Below are 21,033 nucleotides of genomic sequence, written 5' to 3' on the forward strand. Positions count from 1 at the left end.
AGATCAACCCCCTGCAGTTTATGAAAGTGCCTGGTTCATGAGGCACGCTACCGTCTAGGAAACTGGGGTCTATTCAATCAGATGTTTGCCTACGGCCAAAAATACCTTGATGGAAAAGGTGAAATGTATCTGATTTACCCTGCACACGATGACTTTAACCAACCGATACCGCAGCACTTTGCTTTTTCAGAAACCCTAAAATTATGGGTTGTGCCATACCAGATAACAGCAAAGCCCGGCGCAAGGATGATGTGGGCGAGTGATGTGCTCTACGAGCAGAAACTTCTCCCCGCCTCCCGCCAGGATTTTTGAGCTAGTGAACAAATTATCAGGTAGGTAATCTCGCCAAACGCAACCCTTCACCACAGACATGGTGATCTGACCCTGATAATGAGCAAAAATCTGATTTATTCCACTGCACCCTTTACTTGTTGTGTTAATTTATTACGACTTAATTTTTATTATAAATTACATATAGTTGCGCTTCTAAACTTTATACAAAATTCTAATTAACGAGAGGTTTGTTGTGAGTCGATCAGAATACATTTATCTAATTAAGTGTACTTCTTGGCTAACTAAATTTCTAACCCACCGTGGATTGAAGGTTACAGATAGCCGACCGTTATTTGAGTACCATGCAACCAGTGATGAGTATGAAGAACTAAAACGGTTACTCCGCGATGTAGGGCAGGCTGAAGGACTTAAAAACGATAAAGGTTACGCAGCGTGTTTTACGTTATTTAGCGCCGAATGGTACCGAAGGGATTATGAGCGAATTCATGGCTGGAGTTGGGAGCCTATCTATAAAACTCTGGATATATCTCTATCCGCCCCGGAACTGAGTCTTATTGTGCCGAAAGGTCTTGAAGATTACTGGAGACGCCCAGTTCGCTTTTACGACTCAGAACGACGCAACTTTTTAGGATCTTTGTTCAGTGAAGGCGGCCTGCCATTCAAGCTATTGAAAGAATCGGATAGCCGTTTTCAGTCTGTTTTTTCTAGAATTCTTAATCAATACGACCAATCTCTATCGTTAGGTTATTCAGTTTTAGCTTTAGTACAAGCGGTTGTCGAAAAGTCGCAGCTTCCAACTGTGTTTAAGGAAGACACATCAGTTGAGCTTATTGGTCGTATGGCTGATCAGCTTATTTCACTTGTTCAGACTTACGACCTCAGTAATCATTCAGAACCCGTCAACGAACTTGACCGTGTTCATCCTAAATGGCGGGATAGTTTCCCAATGCCCTTAGATGATGAAACTGGCACCAGTTTCCTTAATGGCCTTTTGCGCACAGCCACTGTTGAAACTAAACCTCGATTACAAAAAAAAAGTAAAACAACTGGCTGTAATTTCTATTGGTCAGAACAATATCCTGATGAGATTCAAGCACATATTTTCCTTACAAATGAATTAACGTTTACTATTTCCAGTGAGCCATCAACGACTCGTTTCGAACTTGCTGTTTATGAAGATGGTGAAGAAGTCGCCAGTCTGGGGCCCGCGTATGCCAGGCTTGATAAAACGCAGGCGATCGTCAGGCTCCGTAAAAGTGAAGTGAGATTTGTAAGACAACAAACAACTGCAAGCCTATCGTTGGTCGCTCGAGCGGGTGGCATCATTGTCGGTTCTATCAAGCTAGATAGAGGAGAAATTGCAGTTGGAGATGTTCCTTTGACGTTTGTGCGTGACGAGGATCGCTGGTTATTACAAGGCCAGGCTTCCTGTAGCGTGCATAGCAGTGATGTACTCATCATTCTTCCTACGGAAGGCCGTCTGGCTTCGAAACATGAAGATTGTTCTTCTGATATTCGGGCGCTGGAACACCCTGTTTTGTCTATAAAAGGGCGACAGGACGTCATTTTTGAAGGTAACGAAACGTATAGAATTCGAACAGGTCGTGAGCAGGTAAAATATCCTGATTTAGCTTTACAGGGAAATCAGTTAGCTTGGTTATGCAGCCCCTATGAAACATTTGCTGGAATACCCAGAGTCATTCACAAGTTTGCCACAGCACAGAGAATTGAATACGAACGTTTCCTAAGCGGCAAAAGTATTGATAAATGTGATTTACATGAAACAATGGGGGCACATTACATTTCGATTCGAAATGAAGATAATGAAACATTATTACGCCGAAAAGTAGGGATTCTACCTTCGGATTTTCAGCTAGAAATTAAAAACAGAGAACAAGCAAACGAGGGGGTGATAATTATTTCCACTCAACATCCTTGTTTATATAGATTAAAGGATAAAACGCTCGAAGTTGGACGTAGCAAATCAGCAAATAAAACGGAAATAATGATTAAAGCGGAGGGAGTGCCACCTACTTCCGTTGTATTGCAGGTAACCCCTAATCTTGCTGGTAATCCCATCGATATTATTCTGCCTTTCCCAACAAAGGGTTGTTTGGTACTTGATGTTAATGGCCAACACCTACGCAAGAATATAACAATTAATGATCTGTTGGGGACCAGAGCATTTCTCTTTGGAAAAAATGGCGAGCCAGCCAGATTCCGCCTTGAACTGCGCCTAATGTCCAGAGCGAGACTGCAGGTGTGGTATGAATGGCGTTATACCGCAGGCGAACGTCCAGTTGAACTCAATTTGTATAGTCTAAGAGAACATATTGAGAACTTGCTCTCTCTGGAGACCGGCATTGACCAGATTGTGGAAATGCGTATAGATGGCGCAGGGAGCGTACTTACCTGGCAAATTCGACGATACAAATACAGCCTTAACTACGACTATGAAAGGCAGGTTCTTTTTAGCAACTCAGTGAATACTCACTCCGGGCAGATTCCTTCGCCAGTAATCATGTTGCTAAGCGAACCTGAAAGAAAGCCTGTTTCTATCACTTCGCGAATGAGCGAAGGTGTACCAGTTGGTGAATTTGAGCTGAGCTCTGTAATACAGAAGAATGGCCCCTGGCTGGTAGTTCCTGGAAAAGGTGAAGAAGCCGCTTTTAGGCCATGTTTTATTCGCGGTGAACCACCATTACCAACTGAAGTTCACGCCATCCAATCAATGCAAAAAGCGACACAGCTTTTTAACCCTCGGTCAGATGTGAATACAATCACCTTGGTTCTCGATCAAATGGCAAGTAGCCCCTCGCATTCAGGCTGGCAGTTCTTGCGAAGCTTGTACGAGCAATACGGATATTTACCTCTGGCCACTTTCGAAGTATGGCGAGCACTTGTTCAACATCCGCAAGCGTTGGCAATGTCATTGTTTAAATTTGAAATGTCTGTTGAATATCTCAGCCGCATTGAAAATGAATTTCCTATTTTCTGGGAGTTTTTACCAATTTTTGAAATAAAAGGGGCAGCGAATAGGTTTTGTACTTTCCTAACCCATAAAGGTGCACCAGAAGAAATGCAGAAAAGATTGCTGAATAAAATGTATCAGCAATTGGGAACTATTTTTCCGACCTATGCCAATGAAGTCCAAGAGTGGTTAAGTTTAGATTTACAACCACGCCCAATATCTCATTCGATGATGAGAGAAATTATACAGAATTGGTATCAGGATCTTCTGCGTGAGCATAGTGAATCAAGCTGGCCTGAATATGGTGGCTCTCAGCTTTATCACTGGATTTTGTCACAACAAGATTCTGTAGTTGATGTTTCTCCTGAAACAAGAGATCGCTACTCCGTTGCTTGGTTACCCGTATTTGCTGCAGCGGTTGCCAGCGGCAAAACAACATTTGAAAGTATTTTTGGCCATGAGCCAGGCACCTTATTTTTCTTAAGACAAGTCAGAGATTTTGATTCACGTTGGTTTAATTCGATTTTCCAGTACAGCTTATTGCGTAATGTTGCCGAAAAATAAAAAGGGACAAGAATGACTACACGCTACTTTTCTTCACTCATTGAACAATCACTCTCTCGCTCAACAGAAGCAACGCTTAGCATCATGGGTGTTACGAATCCTCAGCTCAGAGAACATCTTGCCCTTCAAATGAGGGCAGATTGTGGCAAAGCAGGTTCTTTCCTTGCGTCTCCAGTATTTGAACAGACATTTGGCTGGGAAGAATCAAAATACACCATGAAAATGCTGGCAACGGAGAAAACATTGCTTAGCAAAAAGGTAATTGACTCTCTGGATAGTGAACAAAATGGCCGCTATCGCTTTGGCGCTAACTGGAAACCATTTACCCACCAGTTGGCTAGCTGGGAATCATTACTCGAGAAAAAACATTCGGTTGTTGTTACCAGCGGGACAGGTTCAGGTAAAACAGAATGCTTCATGGTGCCAGTACTCGAGGATCTTTATCGCGAATTACGCGATAGCGGCAATCAACCGCTAGTGGGAGTAAGAGCATTATTCCTCTACCCACTTAATGCTCTGATTAATTCGCAGCGTGAACGCCTGGATGCATGGACTCGTGGATTTAGTTCAGGGATTCGGTACTGCCTATATAACGGCAACACAGAAGAATTGCATGCCTCGGTAAAAAGCGAGCAGGCAAACAAGCCTAATGAAGTTTTATCACGTGAGAAAATGCGAGAAGAGCCAGCACCAATACTAGTGACGAACGGTACCATGCTGGAATACATGATGGTTCGTCAGGTTGATGCTCCAATAATTCAGCAATCGAAAGCAGAAAAATCATTACGCTGGATAGTTCTGGATGAAGCGCATACCTATGTAGGGTCTCAAGCAGCCGAGCTTGCCCTACAACTTCGTCGTGTAATGACTGCTTTCGGTGTCACGCCTGATGATGTTCGTTTTGTTGCAACGTCAGCAACCATTGCAGGAAGTGACTCAGAAAAGCAGCTAAAAAAATTCTTATCGGAACTGTCAGGAGTACCACAGGAACGTATTGATGTTTTGGGAGGCAATCGTGTTATTCCAGAACTTGATGCATGCAAAAATTATCCCGTCACACTTGATGAGCTTGAGCATATACCAGACTCCGGTAACGAAGGAATTAGCTTTGAGCGTTATAGTGCATTAACACACTCACCGGAAGCACGCTATTTACGAGAGATGCTGGTTAGCCAACCACGCCCAGTGAAACTTGATGTAATGACGAAACGCTTAAACGAGCTGACAAAGAATCATTACACGCAACAAGAAATTTTACGCTGGATAGATCTCTGTACAGGCACAAGTTCAAACGCACAAGATCCGGCTTTCCTTAAAGTAAGAGCGCATATTTTCCAACGTAATACCCAAGGGATATGGGCCTGCGCAGATAAGCATTGTTCAGCGAAGCACAACACGGCACTGGAAAAAAACTGGCCTTTTGGTTACGTGTATGTGAATCAGCGACAAAATTGCCATTGTGGTAGCCCTGTTTTTGAGCTTGCGTTCTGTAATGAGTGCAACGAACCGCACCTGTTGGCGAAGGATAAAAAAGGTAAGCTCGTACAGTGGGACAATAAAGGTGGGGATGAATTCTCGCTGCATGATGACATCCCAGATGACTTTGAAACATCGGGGGAGAAAGTTCAAAAAGAACATGTATTCCAGGTTCCGCAAATTATTGCGCCGGAATGCAATACTGAGGCCGGATATATAATCCAGCGGCTCGATCGTAATACCCGCAGCATTGGCGTTGTTCATAAAGACGCCATCCCTCTGGCAATTAACGAAAACGAACAGATTTGCAGCGCCAGCAATTGTGGCTATAAAGGCGGGAAAGGTCAGTCCCCCTTTAGACGCGCTTTGCTGGGAGGTCCTTTTTATGTCACGAATATTGTGCCCACGGTGTTGGAATACTGCCAGGATTTCGCCAATGATGAAGGTAAAGAGGGCGTAGGCCCACTATCATTGCCGGGGCGAGGACGACGACTAATTACCTTTACCGATAGCCGCCAGGGAACGGCACGGATGGCAGTAAGGATGCAGCAAGAAGCTGAACGTAGTCGTTTGCGCGGTAGTGTGGTGGAGTTACTTTCCTGGCATCAGAGAAAACAGGCTGTAAATACTCCTAATGCACTGGCCGATGTAACGAAACTGGTTGAGATGGCTAAACAAGCCAGAGATGAGGCGAAAAACCTGCGTGACTGGGGTATGCCGGAAGAGGCAATTCTCTCAGAAGAAAAAGCAGAACGTATTGAACAGGCTATACAAAAAGCAACAGGTGGAAAAATTAATATCGTTTTAACTTCGCTGACCTGGCAGGAGATGATTAATGAGCTTAAAGATAAGGCAGATATCAAAGGCTCGATTCTGCAGTACAACCACTATCTTAAACCTGAGATTTTTACTGAGAACAGTGGACCTCTGAAGCTTTCAGAGATGCTTCTATTTCGTGAATTTATGCGTCGACCGAAACGAACCAACAGCCTTGAAACACAAGGACTGGTACAGGTTGGCTACCAAGGGTTGGAGAAGCTACATAAAACCCCTGTTCACTGGCATGAACAAGGGCTTACTCTGGATGATTGGCGTGATTTTCTAAAAGTCACACTGGATTTTTATGTCAGAGAAAACAACTTCATTCAACTGGATTTAGAACTGAAGAACTGGATTGGCAGCCGTTTCTCTTCGAAATTTGTACGCAACCCTGAATCAAAAGACCCTGACGATAACCAAGTCAAACGTTGGCCCCAAATTCGTCATGGCAATGTTACCCATCGCTTGGTTAAGCTACTAATACTCGGGGCAAAATTCAGCACCGTAAACACTGTTACCATCGATATAGTTAACGCATGGTTGAAAGAAGCCTGGCTCGAATTAACCGGCCCTCTGGCTGTGTTAAAACCAGACGGTAACCGTTTTTACTTGCCGAAAGAACATCTGACATTCTCCTTGATTCAAAAGGCGGGTATTTGCCCTGTTACCAATAAATTATTGGATACCACTTTCAAAGGACTCACTCCTTACTTACCCAGACATATACAGTTTGAACGCCTGACAAATACGCAATATAGCGCCTATATGGCACAGGAAGTAACACTACCTGAAGTCTGGGAACACGATCATTCACAGTTGGATTATGTCGAAGGGTTGGCACAAACCCGGGAATGGGTATCACAAGATCCGCTAGTAGCTCATTTACGCTCGCAAAACGTCTGGACGGATATTAACGACCGCGTAGTGGAGGGAGGCTTTTACTATCGTACTGCTGAGCATTCAGCACAGCAATCAGCGGATCGTCTGCAAAGCTACGAAAAGATGTTTAAAAACGGGCAGCTTAACGTCCTTAACTGTTCCACCACCATGGAAATGGGCGTGGACATTGGCGGTATTTCCGCCGTAATAATGAATAACGTCCCTCCTCATCCTGCAAACTATTTACAGCGTGCGGGGCGGGCCGGACGTAGTAAAGAATCCCGCGCAATCTCCTACACGCTGTGTAAAGGGAACCCGCACGATCAGCAGGTTTTCGCCAATCCTCTCTGGCCATTTGAGACCGTGATTCCAGCACCGATGGTGGCAATGAACTCAGAACGATTGGTACAACGCCACGTTAATTCGCTACTACTTTCAGAATACTTGTGCCATGTGGTGGGAGAAACTAAGAAAGAGAAAACCAATCTGAATAGCGCGTGGTTCTTTGGTGAAGAGTTTGGGCAGTCTGTATGTAACAGCTTTAAGATTTGGCTTGAACGCCCCGCCCTGATAATTGATGACGCGCTTGAGCGTCTGGTAAAGGGTACCGCGTTAAATGCTGCAAGACCGGAATTTTTGCGGGAAAAGACTTTCCATGCGATTACTGGCTTACAAAAACGTTGGCAGGGGATTTTCCACGATCTCGTGAAACAAGAACATGAATCACAGCCAAATACTCCGTATCGTAAGCGCCTGCAACTGGAGAAAAAACGGCATTGTGATGAATACCTATTGCGCGACCTTGCAGCGCGAACGTTCCTGCCTGGCTATGGTTTCCCGACGGATGTTGTGAACTTTGATAACTTCACCATGGAAGACTATGTCCGCGAGAAAACGCATAAAAGCCGTAATAAGAGCGACCGTGAAGATAACGTTTCACGTTATAAAGGACTGCCTTCACGCAACCTGTCTGTTGCCATTCGTGAATATGCCCCAGGAGCTGAGATCATTCTGGACGGACGTGTGTTCCGTTCAGCTGGCGTATCACTGCACTGGCACAATCTCAATGCTGATACCAATGAAGCCCAACGGTTGGACCGCGCCTGGCGTTGCCAGAAATGCGGTACGTTAGGCTATGAAGAAGGTATTGGTAGCTCTGTAGAATTATTCTGTACCAACAGCGACTGTGGTGAGCGAATTACTCGTGACAACACTCGTCAAGTGCTGCAGCCAGCCGGGTTTGTCACAGATGCTTATGACCCGGTAACGAATAACATTGAAACGATGAAGTTTATCCCGGTAGTTCCGGCATGGGTATTTGTTAAGGCGGAGCGTTTGCCACTGCCAAACCCAGAGATGGGCTTTATGGCTTCAGGCGCTAATGGGCATGTATTCCAACAGAGTATGGGCGAAGGTGGACATGGTTATGCACTGTGCCTGAGCTGCGGTCGCGCGGAGTCGATGATAAGCGAAAAAGACGCGCCAAAATCAATGGAGGCGCATTATCCGCCACGTCCAGGAAAAGCCGACCGTGACAGCCAGAATCAGCGAATTATTTGCCCAGGCTCTACCGCGTTAAATACCAAAGTCACCCTTGGAGCGTTAGCGCGTACCGATGTATTTGAACTGATTTTACGTCGTCCAAAGGACGGTGAGTATATTCCAGATAGCTCGGAAGAAGGTCGTATTGTTGCTATGACGTTGGCTGTTGCGCTGCGTCGGGCGCTTGCGGGTGTACTGGGTGTTTCTGCTGCTGAGTTGGGCTATGCCGTGCGTCCGGTCAGGTTGGAGAGCAAGGAATCAGTACTGGCAGTTCAGCTTTACGACATCATAAGCGGCGGTGCGGGGTTTGCTTCCAGTGCACCATTGCATATCGAAGCGATACTGCAGGGAATGGTCAAACAGCTAGGGTGCACCCACTGCGATACCGCCTGTAGCGATTGTTTACTCGATTCGCAAACGCGTCACGATCATGACCATCTGGATCGCAAAGCTGCACTGGCCTGGCTGGGGGATGATTTCAGCCACTATATTGGTTTGCCAGACGAGGAGAAGTTCTCGCTGCCCGATGCGCAGTATTGCCCTGGTACAATTGAGGATGCAGTCCGTCGCGCAATTAACGAAGGGGCCGATAAACTTACGCTGTGGATGAATGGGCCGCTCAACGAATGGGATTTATATGCCCGACAGTTCCGCGCGGCAATCCAGAACTACCGACTTAAAGACAGTGTCGTGGTTGAGATTGTCATTCCCGCAGGTGTTGACGATCCGGAGGTATTGCACGAACTGGCGCATTTTGCAGCTATTGGCGTAAGGTTGTGCCATGCCGAACAGGAAGTGTCATTCCCTATTGTGGCGCAGATCGCTTTCGCCGATCGTGTCATAACGCTGGTATCACGCAGCCAGCAAGCCACGGTGCCTGGGCCGCACTGGCATCAGAATGACGAGCTGGTGGTTCGCAGCCAATGCTATCGCCCTGTTGCTCTGCGTGGGTTTGAACTGCCAGCCACGACAGTGAACTATAGTGAGCTGGTGAAAGACATTCAAATCCATAAAGAGTTGAATGGCCCGTTTTCACAGTTTGGTCAACGCTTCTGGGATGTACTTTCTAACGGCCATGAAAAAGCACAAAACCTGATGAAGACAAATCGGATTACCCATATTCACTATACCGATCGCTATCTGCAAAACCCGGTTGCGCTGGCGCTGCTGAGTGCTTTACTTAAGCCGCTGAAAACCTTAATGACCAAAGATGCGGAAGTGGTGATTGATACCTTATTCAAAAACAAAGATCGCCCAGGAAATCGACCTTCCCACGATTGGATGAGTGAAGCTGATTTTCAGGATTTTGCTGACCAGTGGTTTGCTGCATCAATAGGTAAGGCGGCTGACATAACTGTGTTCGACTACTCACGAGATATTCCACATCACCGTAAGTTGACAGTGAACTTTGATAATGGCCAGGTGCTGAAGATCCGCTTTGATCAGGGGATGGGCTAATGGCGTATCGACTTCCCATATGTCTGGCGCAGCTTTGACTTCAATGATGATGTTACTTCTCAGCTCCACAAAATGGCGAAAGCTTGTATGGAAGGAAAAGTGATTAACGGAGAGGAAAACTGGTCAACGGATGTGGTAGTTGAAGTGATGGAACCTTAAGGGATTATCGCTCCCGGCGCGTTGTCGGGAGCGATTGCCTTTTATGTCTTTTTACACGAGCCTTTTTTACTAGCGGTAGCAGCGCGTTCGGCCTTAATTTTCTCCAGTAAGGCAGCCGCGCTATTTTCGCCACTGATCAGATCCGTGTTTTCTGCTCGCCACTGGGCGGTCAACTCACCGCGAAATGCTTTTGCCAGGATTGACTGGGTGAGGTTGTTGACGCGGGTTAAGGCGTTGTTGACTTGTTTTTCGATGGTGTCAGCATAGGCGAAGAGCTGCTCTACTCGGCGGACGATTTCGTGTTGTTCGGAGAGTGGGGGAAGAGGTATAGGTAGTTCTTTTAGAATACTAAGATTCAGTATTTCCATTGTTCCCCCATGACTAAAACCTTTGAAAAAATCATGGGCAAATGGTCCGTCCAAGTAAAATTTAATATACTGACGAACAATATCTTCATGCAGAGTTATTTTAACCAAGCGTGGATTTATAATCCCGACTTCAGCATGCTTGGATAGTATTAATATTTTCCCAATAGTACCCACCAAGCTAATTAACATATCTCCAGACTTGGTAGAACATGATTTGAGCTGATGATATTTGCTTTCTGTAACTCTATATGTTTCAAGTGATTCTTGACCAGAAATGACTTGCTCTTGACCATATACTTTATAGCCATCCTCTGCACAGTCTGATTTCTTTAGAGCCGACCCAAATGGTCCAGCTTTAAGTGCATTATTATCATTTTCACAGATTTGCTCAAAGCACACCCATTTCCAAGAATCGTTAGGCGCATCGAATAATGGAGAAACATCTTTAAATCTCCCAAAGCTTTGTTTTAATAATTTGTTTTTTTTTGCTTCATCCCTTTGCTTTATTATTTCATGTAATAACGTGCTAATTGGATTGCTTTTGTTTTCAATTCTCCAGCTTTCAGTTAATTTCCCTTTAACCGCCGCCGCCAACACAGCCTGACGAAAACGTTTCAGCATTTTTGGGATTTGCTCAAGACGTGCTTTGGTAGTGTCTACCTGCGCCAGCAGTGTTTCGAGTTTTTCAGCGATGATTTTTTGTTCCGCAAGTGGTGCAAGAACAAACGGTAAGGTTTTCGCAGAACTACCAGAAATTTCTTTAAACGTTGTTCCCGTACCCATTTCTTCCGCAACATGTCTGATGTTGCGGAGAAAGTAATATGCATAATCAGGAAAAATGTCTGAAGTAAAAGCAAAACTTTTAAAACCTTGGTTAGTCGCAATCTCATTAGCAGCAATAGCCACATATCCAATCGGTGCCCGGCTACTAAAAAGTATGGTGCCTTTGGGCATTAGTTTTGCTGAACAAGAGGAATAGCCGAGAGTAGTTAAATCTCTTGCACCATGTGAAATATATTTCCCACGATAACCACTTAAATCGGCAGGTGTAAGCCAAGCGATACCTTCACCTGGAGGGGCAAAATTTTCAGCGATTCCCGATTTTGGTGTCCCACCAGAGATGACATCGGCAACGTCACCTATTTCAATCTTTTTCCACCCTTCCGGCAATTTCCCCGCACTCATTCCTTCACCTCACCAAATGCTTCATTGAGCAGCTGGCGCTGCGCATCTGCCTCATCACCTGCACCTAACTCGCGCATCAGGGCATCCAGCTCTCCCATCGCCTGTACCAGCTCGGCCATCGCTTCTGCCGCTAAAACATCCGGCTCCGGTAGGCTGTCGGCGTCGATGCTGTCTTTGTCCTTCAACCATGAGATATCCAGCGAATCAGACTTGGCGGTACGGATCCATTCACGGCTGAATTTACGCCAGCGGCTCGTAGCCTGGTGTTGGTCGACGTTTTTGTTCTCTTCGCTATCAGCAACTTCAGCTTCCTCGGCGTTAAAGCTCCACTCACCTTGGGGGCGTTGGCTAAGGCCGTGCGGATCTTTTCCGTAGACTTTTTCAAACGGCTGAAGATGCTGTTCGGTAAACGGTGTGCGCTTGCCAAAGCTTGGCATATTGGTACGCAGGTCATACACCCAGACATCGTCGGTGCAGTTCTTATCCTGGTTAGGATTTGCCACCGTGCCTTTAGTAAAGAACAGTACATTGGTTTTTACGCCCTGAGCATAAAAGATGCCGGTCGGTAGACGCAGAATAGTGTGTAGATGGCACTTATCCATCAGGTCGCGACGGATATCAGTTCCCTTCCCGCCTTCGAACAACACGTTATCCGGCACAACCACTGCTGCACGGCCACCAGGACGCAGCGTCTCGATAATGTGCTGCATAAAGCACAGCTGTTTGTTGCTGGTTGGGTGAACAAAGGTACGGGTAATGTTAGTACCTGCGGCGCTACCGAACGGCGGGTTGGTCATCACCACATGCGCCTGCGGCAGGTTTTCACCGTCGCTACCCAGCGTGTTACCCAAACGGATGGCACCACCATGATCAAGATTGCCTTCAATATCGTGTAACAGGCAGTTCATCAATGCCAGACGACGGGTGCCTGGTACCAGTTCGAGGCCGATAAAAGCGCGGTGGATCTGGAAATCCTGAGTGTCACCGTCAAGATCGTCCAGATCGTTGGTTTGCGATTTTACATAACGGTCAGCTTCAATCAAAAAGCCTGCCGTGCCCGCCGCCGGATCCTGGACAATTTCACGCGGTTGTGGCTTCAGCAGATGAACGATAGTTTTAATCAATGGGCGTGGGGTGAAGTACTGACCTGCCCCGGATTTGGTTTCATTGGCGTTTTTTTGCAACAGCCCTTCGTACATATCGCCGAAGTCATCGCGAGATTTGCCATCACTTCCGTTGTACCAGTCAAGCGAGTCCATATTACTCACCAACTCGGTCAACTGTTTAGGTTGTGTGATCGTAGTGTTGACGTTCTGGAACACCGCTTGCACTAGCTTCTGTTCGTCCGCCCCCAAATGCACCAACAAGTTGCGGTAGAACTGTAATTGCTCCTGACCGATACGGGATTTCAGGTCGTCCCAGCGGTAGCCATCCGGCAGATATTCTGCTTCCTGCCCGGTTTCTTTGCACATTTTCAAAAACAGCAGCGAGGCGAGTTCATTGACGTAGTTTTGATAAGAGACGCCGCCATCGCGCAGGTTGTCACAAAGTTTCCATAACTTAGCGACCAGATCGTTATTGTTCATTTCTGATTTCCTGAAAAGCAGCGGCCCTCATTTAGGGCCGCAGAAGATACAATTGCCGCGAATGATAACGCGTCAGGCCAGTTGGTCCCAAATGTAATCACTGAATTTATCCAGCACGCTGTCCAGACCATCATCAAAGGTGCGTTGCAGCATCGGCTTACCGCCGCGACGGTGGAAATTACCGGTTTTAAACACATCGTCATCAAGCACGACTTTTTCTTTCAGTGCAGTAGCTAAGCGGTCGAGCCAGGCCTCCTGCTCGCTATTCCAGTCGTTTTCGCCTTTAATCCGCTCCAGAGCATGATCGACCCGTTCATCAAACGGCTTTAACACATCACCGACAGCTGCACGACGGATGTGGCCGATAAGTCTTGCGGCGATGTCCTCGTTGCGTGTCTCTTTCCACGCACTGCGCAAAGACGATTCTTCGAAGTGCTGGCGGTCAAACCATTCTTGTAGTTCAACAAGCCCTTTGCGGGTGAGATCCCGCGGGTGATTGATGACTGCCTGGAGCGCTGGCTGAGCATTAGGGGCTCGTTTTACCAGTTCGTCAAAGGCCTCCAGGAAATCCTGCGGCGTGTCGTAATCACCGTACACCGGGTTCACGCCGATCACCTCGTCATCAATATCGAGGAAGATGGGAGCATCGCGCAGGGCATTAATATCAGCCTTCAATTTTTCCAGCCGGGCAATAAATCCCGGCAGCTTATTAAATACTTCTGCACTCCAATGCGGTCCCTTTTCACGCAAACGCATTGCCAGACTACCGAAACCGACACCAGCGGCATCCTGACAGAGTTCATCCAGGCGGCGTACCTGCTTATCTACTGCTTCGCTGCGGTCACGGTTATACATTGCCAGGCTGATAATACGCTGCAGTTTGGCAACCAACTGCTCATGGCTGTGCTCGGCGTAGCTGCGACCGTCCGCTTCGGTGATTTTGTACGTTTCAGAGTCGGTGATTTCGTTGACCAGCGTTTTCAGTTCCACCTTCGGACGAATCACCACCGGGCGCATAGTATCTACTCTTTCCAGAGTACTGTAGATGTCCACGCAGTCGAAAATCTTGAAGCTGGTTTTACCCACCGCCGGGCAAAGACGAGTAGCACGGCCTTTCATTTGCTCGTAAAGGATGCGGCTTTTTACCTTGCGCAGAAACACGATATTGCAGATAGACGGGATATCTACGCCGGTGCTCAGCAGATCAACTGTGACTACAATATTCGGCAACCGCTCTTTATTGAAGCGTGTGATCATCGTCTGTACTTTCTTCGCGTCCTTGTCGGCGTCGCCCGTGATCTTGATGATTGCGTCATGTTCCAGCTGTGGGTGCTGTTCTTTAAATGCTGCACGTAGCTCTTCTACAACCATATCTGCGTGGCTGTTGGTGACACAGAAGACCAGTGTTTTTTGTTGACCCGTCGGGTCCAGGTATTTAGCCAACTCACCGCAAACTGCACGGTTAAAAGCAGGGATAACCAGACCCCGGTTAAAATCTGCAACTTCAAAATCCTGATCGTCTGCCAGTGTGTCGTTGATCACTTCACCTTGCGGGTTCAGACGTTCCACTTGTTCACCTTTCGCCAAATACACGCCATCCTGAGCATTGCGGGTAGTGATTTTAATCGGTGGATCCTGATCGATGAGATAACCGTCGATCACTGCAGTACGGTAGGTATAGCGATAAATCGGTTCGCCGAAGATATCGATTGTATGTATGGCAGGAGTGGCGGTAAGGGCAATTTTTACCGCATCGAAATGATCGAGAATACGACGGTATGCCGAAACATAATCCAGCTGGCTGCGGAACTGTAGTTCACCTTCAGTCTGCTCTTTATCGAGAATGTAGCCACGATGCGCTTCGTCCACCACAATGCAATCATAACGGCCCACCGGCATTGGTTCATCTGACTGTAGGGTACGTTTAACCAGTGACTGGACTGTAGCAACGTGAATTTTGGTGCTATCTTCCGGGAATTTATCCGTCAGACCTTTTATGTCGAAAATACTGTTAAAAGTATCCCCGTTGATACGTGTATCTTCAAACGCCCCCAGAGCCTGTTCACCAAGTGAGCGACGGTCAACAAGGAACAACACACGATTAAAGCGCTGGGACTGGATCAGGCGAAACATTAATGCGATAGCAGTACGGGTTTTCCCGGTACCGGTCGCCATGGCCAGTAAAATTTCTTGCTTGCCTGCAACAATCGCGTTCTCTACTGCGCGAACGGCATCCTCCTGATAGTAGCGAAGCCCCAATTCGCTCATACTCGGATTATCAGCAAACCATTGATTTTGCTTCTGCGGATCGCAGCCTAACATAGCCACGAGCTCTTCCGGCTGATGCCACTCTGGCAGAGCTTTTGGCATATTCGCAGTGTGACGAACATCACGATACCAAATACCACTTTTTGTTTTTATCGCCGCCCTATATTCACGCCCATTAGTCGAATAACAGAAGGGAATTTTGAATTGCTGACTGCCGCTGGTGTCCTTCCAGCTGACCTCATACTCAGGAAAGGCTTCTTGCACCTCATCAGGTGAATTGTCCTCAAGCAGCACTTCACGCAGGTAGGCATTATCAAAGTATTTACTGTAGCGATATGACTCAGGAAGTTTGCCAGAAACATCTGTATTTTTACGTTTGGCTTCAATGACGGCAATGGGTTTGAGACCTACAAACAAGACATAATCTGCAAAACCTGGATTACCATTTTCATCTTTACCGGTAGGCCATTCAGCAATCGCTTTGTTAACACCTGGCTGGGGACGAGCACCTTTAGAAAAGCGTAATGTCTTACTGTCAGCCTGCCATTTAGCTTTGCGCAGTTGAGCGTCGATCAGGAAACGGCTTTCTTCTTCACTCAGATCCAGTGTGCGTTTTGTTGCCTGGTTGGTGATCTCTTTATGATAGGCCTTCCGCTCCTGCTCAGTCTGTTTCGCCAGCTCTGCATCTTTTGCTGCTAGCTGTGCCTCCAGGGCAGAAACACGCGCTTTCGACTGCTCTTCTGTTTCATGCTGTTTGCCTTCCAGAATGGCAATATAACCGTTCAGCGCGATCATTTTTTGCTGCTGAGCATCTATCTCGGCCTGGCTTTGTACTTTTTCTTTTGCCTGTTGTTCCAGTTGCTGCTTGAGTGCTAAAACCTCCTGATGATAGAGGCTCTCACCCCTTTCAGGCAGAACAAATATTGGCAGCGCGAAGTCATAATCTTTAGTTACCAGGCGGTAGTACCAAACGCTCAAACGAAAACCAAGCCGCAAGCACATCTGAGCATCATCCAGATCATTATGGTATTCATGGACTGCTTGGTTACCGATGCGGCGTAGCTTATGGAAAATTGAGAGTATGCTGTCATCAACGAAAGGAATCTTACCCAGCTCACGCAGTAGATCATGCTGGTTCTCGCAAGGAGGAATATCCAATAACATACCCAGATGTTTGGCTGTAGCTTCGCCGAACATGCGCATTTTTATAAGAGTGGTGTTGGGGTCATCTGGGTAGTTATTTTCTGCTGCGCAGGCAATAGCGTAAATAAAGTCATTAACGCCTTTCAGGAAATCGAAGTTGGATTTATTCATGCGCCTTCCATGTTCTGCTCAGTCTCACGGGAAGCAAAGCAGTTAAGTCAATCTGTTAGAAAACAATGATGAAAGTATCTTAGCCCTCACAGATTACTCAAGCAATTAATAGAATTGTCTGGGCTGAGTTATGCGCCTGCAAATATCAAAATTAGCAAAAAAATAAGGCATGCCAGATGCATGCCTTCCAGAATCCCTTTTAATCAGCCCGTGCTCAACTTAGCAAAATCAAACGGACTTACCCCCTTCTCCCGATTCGCATCCAGATAGTCTGCCCACCACTGAATCATCAATCTGCGCTCATCTAAGTGCTCGGCCTTATGAATATAAGCCGCACGCACAGAGTTATGCTCCTGATGGCTCATCTGTCGTTCTACTGCATCCCTAGACCACAATCCCGACTCAATCAATGAACTACAAGCCATCGTCCTGAAGCCATGCCCACAAACCTCGACCTTCGTGTCATATCCCATAACGCGTAGAGCCTTGTTCACCGTGTTTTCACTCATCGGTTTACGTGGGTCGTGATCACCGATAAAGATCAGTTCACGGTTTCCATTCATGCTTTTGATTTTTTCCAGAATGGCGAGCGCCTGGCGGGATAAGGGGACAAGATGGGGAGTGCGCATTTTTGAACCTCGATGTGAATGCTTCACTCCTTCCAATGGTTCTCGTTCTCCCGGAATGGTCCACATGGCAGTTTCAAAATCTACTTCTGACCAACGGGCAAAACGTAATTCACTGGAACGGATGAAGACCAATAAAGTCAATTCTACCGCTAGCCGAGTGAGTGGCCTGCCACTGTAGTAGTCGATGCGATGAAGCAACTCTGAAACGCGGTTTAACTCAAGTGCAGCACGGTGCTTTCTTTTACCGGTAGCAACAGCGCCCGCCATCTCCTGCGCGGGGTTGTAATCAATTAAACCGCTTTGTACTGCATAGCGCATTATCGCTGTGGTTCGTTGTTGCAGGCGGGAAGCCACCTCAAGACACCCAGACATCTCTACGGCTTTAATGGGAGGTAAAAGATCACGGGTTCCGAGGTCTGCGATATTCCGTTTGCCTATGGCTTGAAAGAGATTGTCCTCTAAGCTTTTGAGCACTCGAGCACTGTGAGCTTCTGACCATTGACGATTACTGGCATGCCACTCTCTGGCTACCACTTCAAAAGTTATCGCTTCTTGCTCCTGCTCTACCTTAACAGCTTTCTTGCTCTCACTTGGGTCCACACCGTTAGCTAACAGCTTACGAGCTTCGTCACGCCGTGCCCTGGCATCAGCCAACGATATTTCAGGGTACTTCCCCAGCGCCAGCATCTTCTCTTTACCACCAAAGCGATAGCGTAGCCGCCAATATTTTGAACCGTTGGAGTGAACCAGCAATACCATGCCGTCGCCATCAGTGAGTTTATACGCTTTAGCTTCCGGCTTAGCCGTACGAACCTTCACATCACTCAAAGCCATGATGAGTATCCTTTCAAGGGCTCTGTGTGGGGACAAACATTATCTAAGCGGGATTACTCGCAAATGTTCCCACATCAGTAACTTGATGTAGATTGAATCAGGTTGACTGAAAAGAGAGGGAAAGCTATGCGGGAACTGGATTTTAGGCAAAAAAAAAAGCCACCTTGCGGTGACTTGATTTTCATACTAATGGTGCCGAAGGCCGGAATCGAACCGGCATGCCTCGCGGCGGTTGATTTTGAATCAACTGCGTCTACCGATTTCGCCACTTCGGCACTGAAGTAGTATGCGGAGAACGAGGTGAATTATACTTACCTGTGATCCGCATGCAACTGTTATTACACTGCCTTTAGTTCAAGTGTTGAAAAAAACGCCGCTATCGACGTTTTAACAGCATATAAACGCTGATCAGCAGGAAAAGCATACTCGGCAACAAAGCACCCAGCACCGGAGGAATCTTGTAAACCAGGCTAAGCGGCCCGAAGATTTGATCCAGCACGTAAAAAATAAAGCCGAAGCAAATACCAGTGACCACTCGCACCCCCATTGGTACGCTGCGTAGCGGGCCAAATATGAACGATAAGGCCATCAACATCATTACCGCTACGGATATAGGCGCAAAAATTTTGCTCCACATATTAAGCTGGTAACGGCTGGATTCTTGCCCACTCTGTTTCAGGTACTTGATGTAATTATGTAATCCACTAATAGAGAGCGAATCTGGACTCATGGCAACCACACCCAGCTTGTCTGGCGTCAGGTTGGTTCTCCATTCCCCTGTCAGCGTTTGAGCACCGGTGATTTGTTTCGGGTCGCTCAGATTGGATTCATCCACCTGCGACAGCTTCCAGATTTTATCCTCAAAAGTCGCCGTTGCGGCATAGCGCACGGATTGCAGGCGATCGGCATCATCAAAATGATAGATATTCACACCGGCCAGCTCTTTTTCGCCCACAACGCGCTGAATGTAAATAAAGTCCGAACCGTCTTTGGCCCATAGCCCGGTTTTAGTCGAGAGCAATGAACCGCCAAACATCATCTGCGCCCGATAGTTACGCGCCATTTGCTCACCCTGCGGCGCAACCCACTCACCGATTGCCATGGTCAGCAATACCAGCGGAATCGCGGTTTTCATCACCGCAGCGGCAATTTGCATACGGGTGAAACCGGAAGCCTGCATAACCACCAGTTCACTGCGCGTAGCCAAAGTTCCCAGACCGAGCAAAGCGCCAAGTAACGCCGCCATCGGGAAGAAGATTTCAATATCTTTAGGCACGCTGAGCAAGGTATACATCCCCGCCGCAGCCGCCGAATACTCCCCCTGCCCAACTTTGCGCAGCTGATCGACAAACTTGATGATGCCCGATAGCGACACCAGCATAAATAGCGTCATCAGGATGGTGTTGAGGATGGTTCGTCCGATATAACGGTCTAATACGCCAAACATCAGGCAGCCCCTCTCAAACGCGCTCGTAATTTACGAGCTGGCAAGCTATCCCACACATTAAGGATCAGCGCGAGCGCCAGATAAGCGAAGTTCACTGCCCATAGCCAAATCAACGGATCCAGTTTTCCTTTACCCGCATTGGAGCGCAGAGAGCTTTGCAGCAGGAAGAAAATCAGATACAACAACATAGCCGGCAGCATACTGAGCACACGCCCCTGCCGTGGATTGACAACGCTGAGCGGAACAACCAGCAATGCCATGATAACCACGGAAACAATCAGCGTTAGCCGCCAGTGGAACTCGGCGCGCGCGTCAGGATCGGTAGAATGCCACAGGGCGCTCATTGACATCTGTTCCGCAATATTATTGTTCTGCTGAGCGGTTTGATGGCCAATGACCGCCTGATAATCATTAAAGTCGGTAATCCGGAAATCACGCAGCAGCGCGGTGCCTTCGTAGCGAGTACCTTTATTCAGCAATACCATCTGCGAACCGTCAGGGCGCTCCATCATGTGGCCACTGTCGGCCACCACTACGGATGGACGCTGATTGCCAGTTGGGCGTAGCTGCGCGAGGAACACGCGCTGGAATTCTTTACCGCTAACTCTGCTGACGAACAGCACCGCGTTACCATCCTGCGAGGATTGGAACTGGCCTTCAACCAGCGCTGCCAGGCTTGGGTTTGCCCGAGCATCATTCAAGACTTCATCCTGATGCTTTGACGACCACGGCCCGAGCCAAATGGCGTTAATCGCAGCCAGACCACAAGTTAGCATCGATAAGATTAATGCGGCGGCAATCAAAGACCGTTTGCCTAACCCACAGGCGTGCATAACGGTGATTTCGCTGTCCGTATACAGTTTGCCGTAGGTCATCAACAGGCCGAGGAATAGGCTCAACGGCAGAATAAGCTGCGCCATTTCCGGCACGCCGAGTCCAAGGAGGGATAAAACCAAATTTGTCGGAATCTCACCGTCAACTGCGGCACCTAATACCCGTACTAACTTCTGACTGAAGAAGATCAGTAGCAGGATGAATAGAATCGCAATTTGACTTTTGAGTGTTTCCCGTACCAGATATCTAATGATGATCACGCTAATACGCCTGTGAAAACTTGTCTTTTTGCAGGAAAATCGATAGTTTCATCGCTAATCCGCCATTTATTCTCATCATATGGCAACCTTCACAGCTAAAATTGTATTACAGCATCTAGCGTTTAGGTGTCCTATAGGAACATGCT

The 21,033-nt window shown here is 47.3% G+C and carries 7 protein-coding genes, 1 tRNA gene and 2 pseudogenes; 3 read left to right on the top strand and 7 right to left on the bottom strand.

Annotated features, from left to right (window positions below):
• Positions 1–78 precede the first annotated feature (78 nt).
• From DBA33_RS09405 to DBA33_RS09415, 3 genes and pseudogenes are all read left to right on the top strand, one after another.
• Positions 79–312 (top strand): annotated as a pseudogene (locus tag DBA33_RS09405) (restriction endonuclease); the annotation flags it as partial.
• 214 nt (positions 313–526) lie between these two features.
• Positions 527–3,829, top strand: a complete 3,303-nt coding sequence (locus tag DBA33_RS09410) for an STY4851/ECs_5259 family protein (RefSeq protein ID WP_120806321.1) — start codon at positions 527–529, stop codon at positions 3,827–3,829.
• A 12-nt stretch (positions 3,830–3,841) separates the two neighbouring features.
• Positions 3,842–10,162: pseudogene (locus DBA33_RS09415) on the top strand (DEAD/DEAH box helicase).
• A 41-nt stretch (positions 10,163–10,203) separates the two neighbouring features.
• Here DBA33_RS09415 and DBA33_RS09420 read toward each other — a convergent pair.
• The 7 genes from DBA33_RS09420 to lptF all read right to left on the bottom strand — a co-directional run bounded on the left by DBA33_RS09420 (position 10,204) and on the right by lptF (position 20,887).
• Positions 10,204–11,715: a restriction endonuclease subunit S gene (locus DBA33_RS09420; RefSeq protein WP_120806323.1), complete on the bottom strand. Its 1,512-nt coding sequence runs from the start codon at positions 11,713–11,715 to the stop codon at positions 10,204–10,206.
• Positions 11,712–13,301, bottom strand: coding sequence for an N-6 DNA methylase (locus DBA33_RS09425; protein ID WP_050882368.1), 1,590 nt, complete (start codon positions 13,299–13,301; stop codon positions 11,712–11,714). Before DBA33_RS09425 ends, DBA33_RS09420 begins: the two co-directional genes overlap by 4 nt.
• A gap of 72 nt (positions 13,302–13,373) precedes the next feature.
• Positions 13,374–16,883, bottom strand: a complete 3,510-nt coding sequence (hsdR, locus tag DBA33_RS09430) for a type I restriction-modification system endonuclease (protein WP_120806325.1) — start codon at positions 16,881–16,883, stop codon at positions 13,374–13,376.
• 203 nt (positions 16,884–17,086) lie between these two features.
• Positions 17,087–18,346: an integrase arm-type DNA-binding domain-containing protein gene (locus tag DBA33_RS09435; RefSeq protein ID WP_120806327.1), complete on the bottom strand. Its 1,260-nt coding sequence runs from the start codon at positions 18,344–18,346 to the stop codon at positions 17,087–17,089.
• 190 nt (positions 18,347–18,536) lie between these two features.
• Positions 18,537–18,621, bottom strand: a tRNA-Leu gene (locus tag DBA33_RS09440).
• A 101-nt stretch (positions 18,622–18,722) separates the two neighbouring features.
• Positions 18,723–19,793: an LPS export ABC transporter permease LptG gene (gene lptG, locus DBA33_RS09445; RefSeq protein WP_064516216.1), complete on the bottom strand. Its 1,071-nt coding sequence runs from the start codon at positions 19,791–19,793 to the stop codon at positions 18,723–18,725.
• Positions 19,793–20,887: an LPS export ABC transporter permease LptF gene (lptF, locus tag DBA33_RS09450; protein WP_064516214.1), complete on the bottom strand. Its 1,095-nt coding sequence runs from the start codon at positions 20,885–20,887 to the stop codon at positions 19,793–19,795. Before lptF ends, lptG begins: the two co-directional genes overlap by 1 nt.
• Positions 20,888–21,033 lie beyond the last annotated feature (146 nt).

The sequence above is a fragment of the Yersinia sp. IP36721 genome, from assembly GCF_003634395.1.
GTDB classification, from domain to species: domain Bacteria; phylum Pseudomonadota; class Gammaproteobacteria; order Enterobacterales; family Enterobacteriaceae; genus Yersinia; species Yersinia entomophaga.

Excerpts from the sequence above, each read along its gene's own strand:
- DBA33_RS09420 (WP_120806323.1), bottom strand. The coding sequence starts at position 11,715 with ATGAGTGCGGGGAAATTGCCGGAAGGGTGGAAAAAGATTGAAATAGGT.
- DBA33_RS09425 (WP_050882368.1), bottom strand. The coding sequence starts at position 13,301 with ATGAACAATAACGATCTGGTCGCTAAGTTATGGAAACTTTGTGACAAC.
- hsdR (WP_120806325.1), bottom strand. The coding sequence starts at position 16,883 with ATGAATAAATCCAACTTCGATTTCCTGAAAGGCGTTAATGACTTTATT.
- DBA33_RS09435 (WP_120806327.1), bottom strand. The coding sequence starts at position 18,346 with ATGGCTTTGAGTGATGTGAAGGTTCGTACGGCTAAGCCGGAAGCTAAA.
- lptG (WP_064516216.1), bottom strand. The coding sequence starts at position 19,793 with ATGTTTGGCGTATTAGACCGTTATATCGGACGAACCATCCTCAACACC.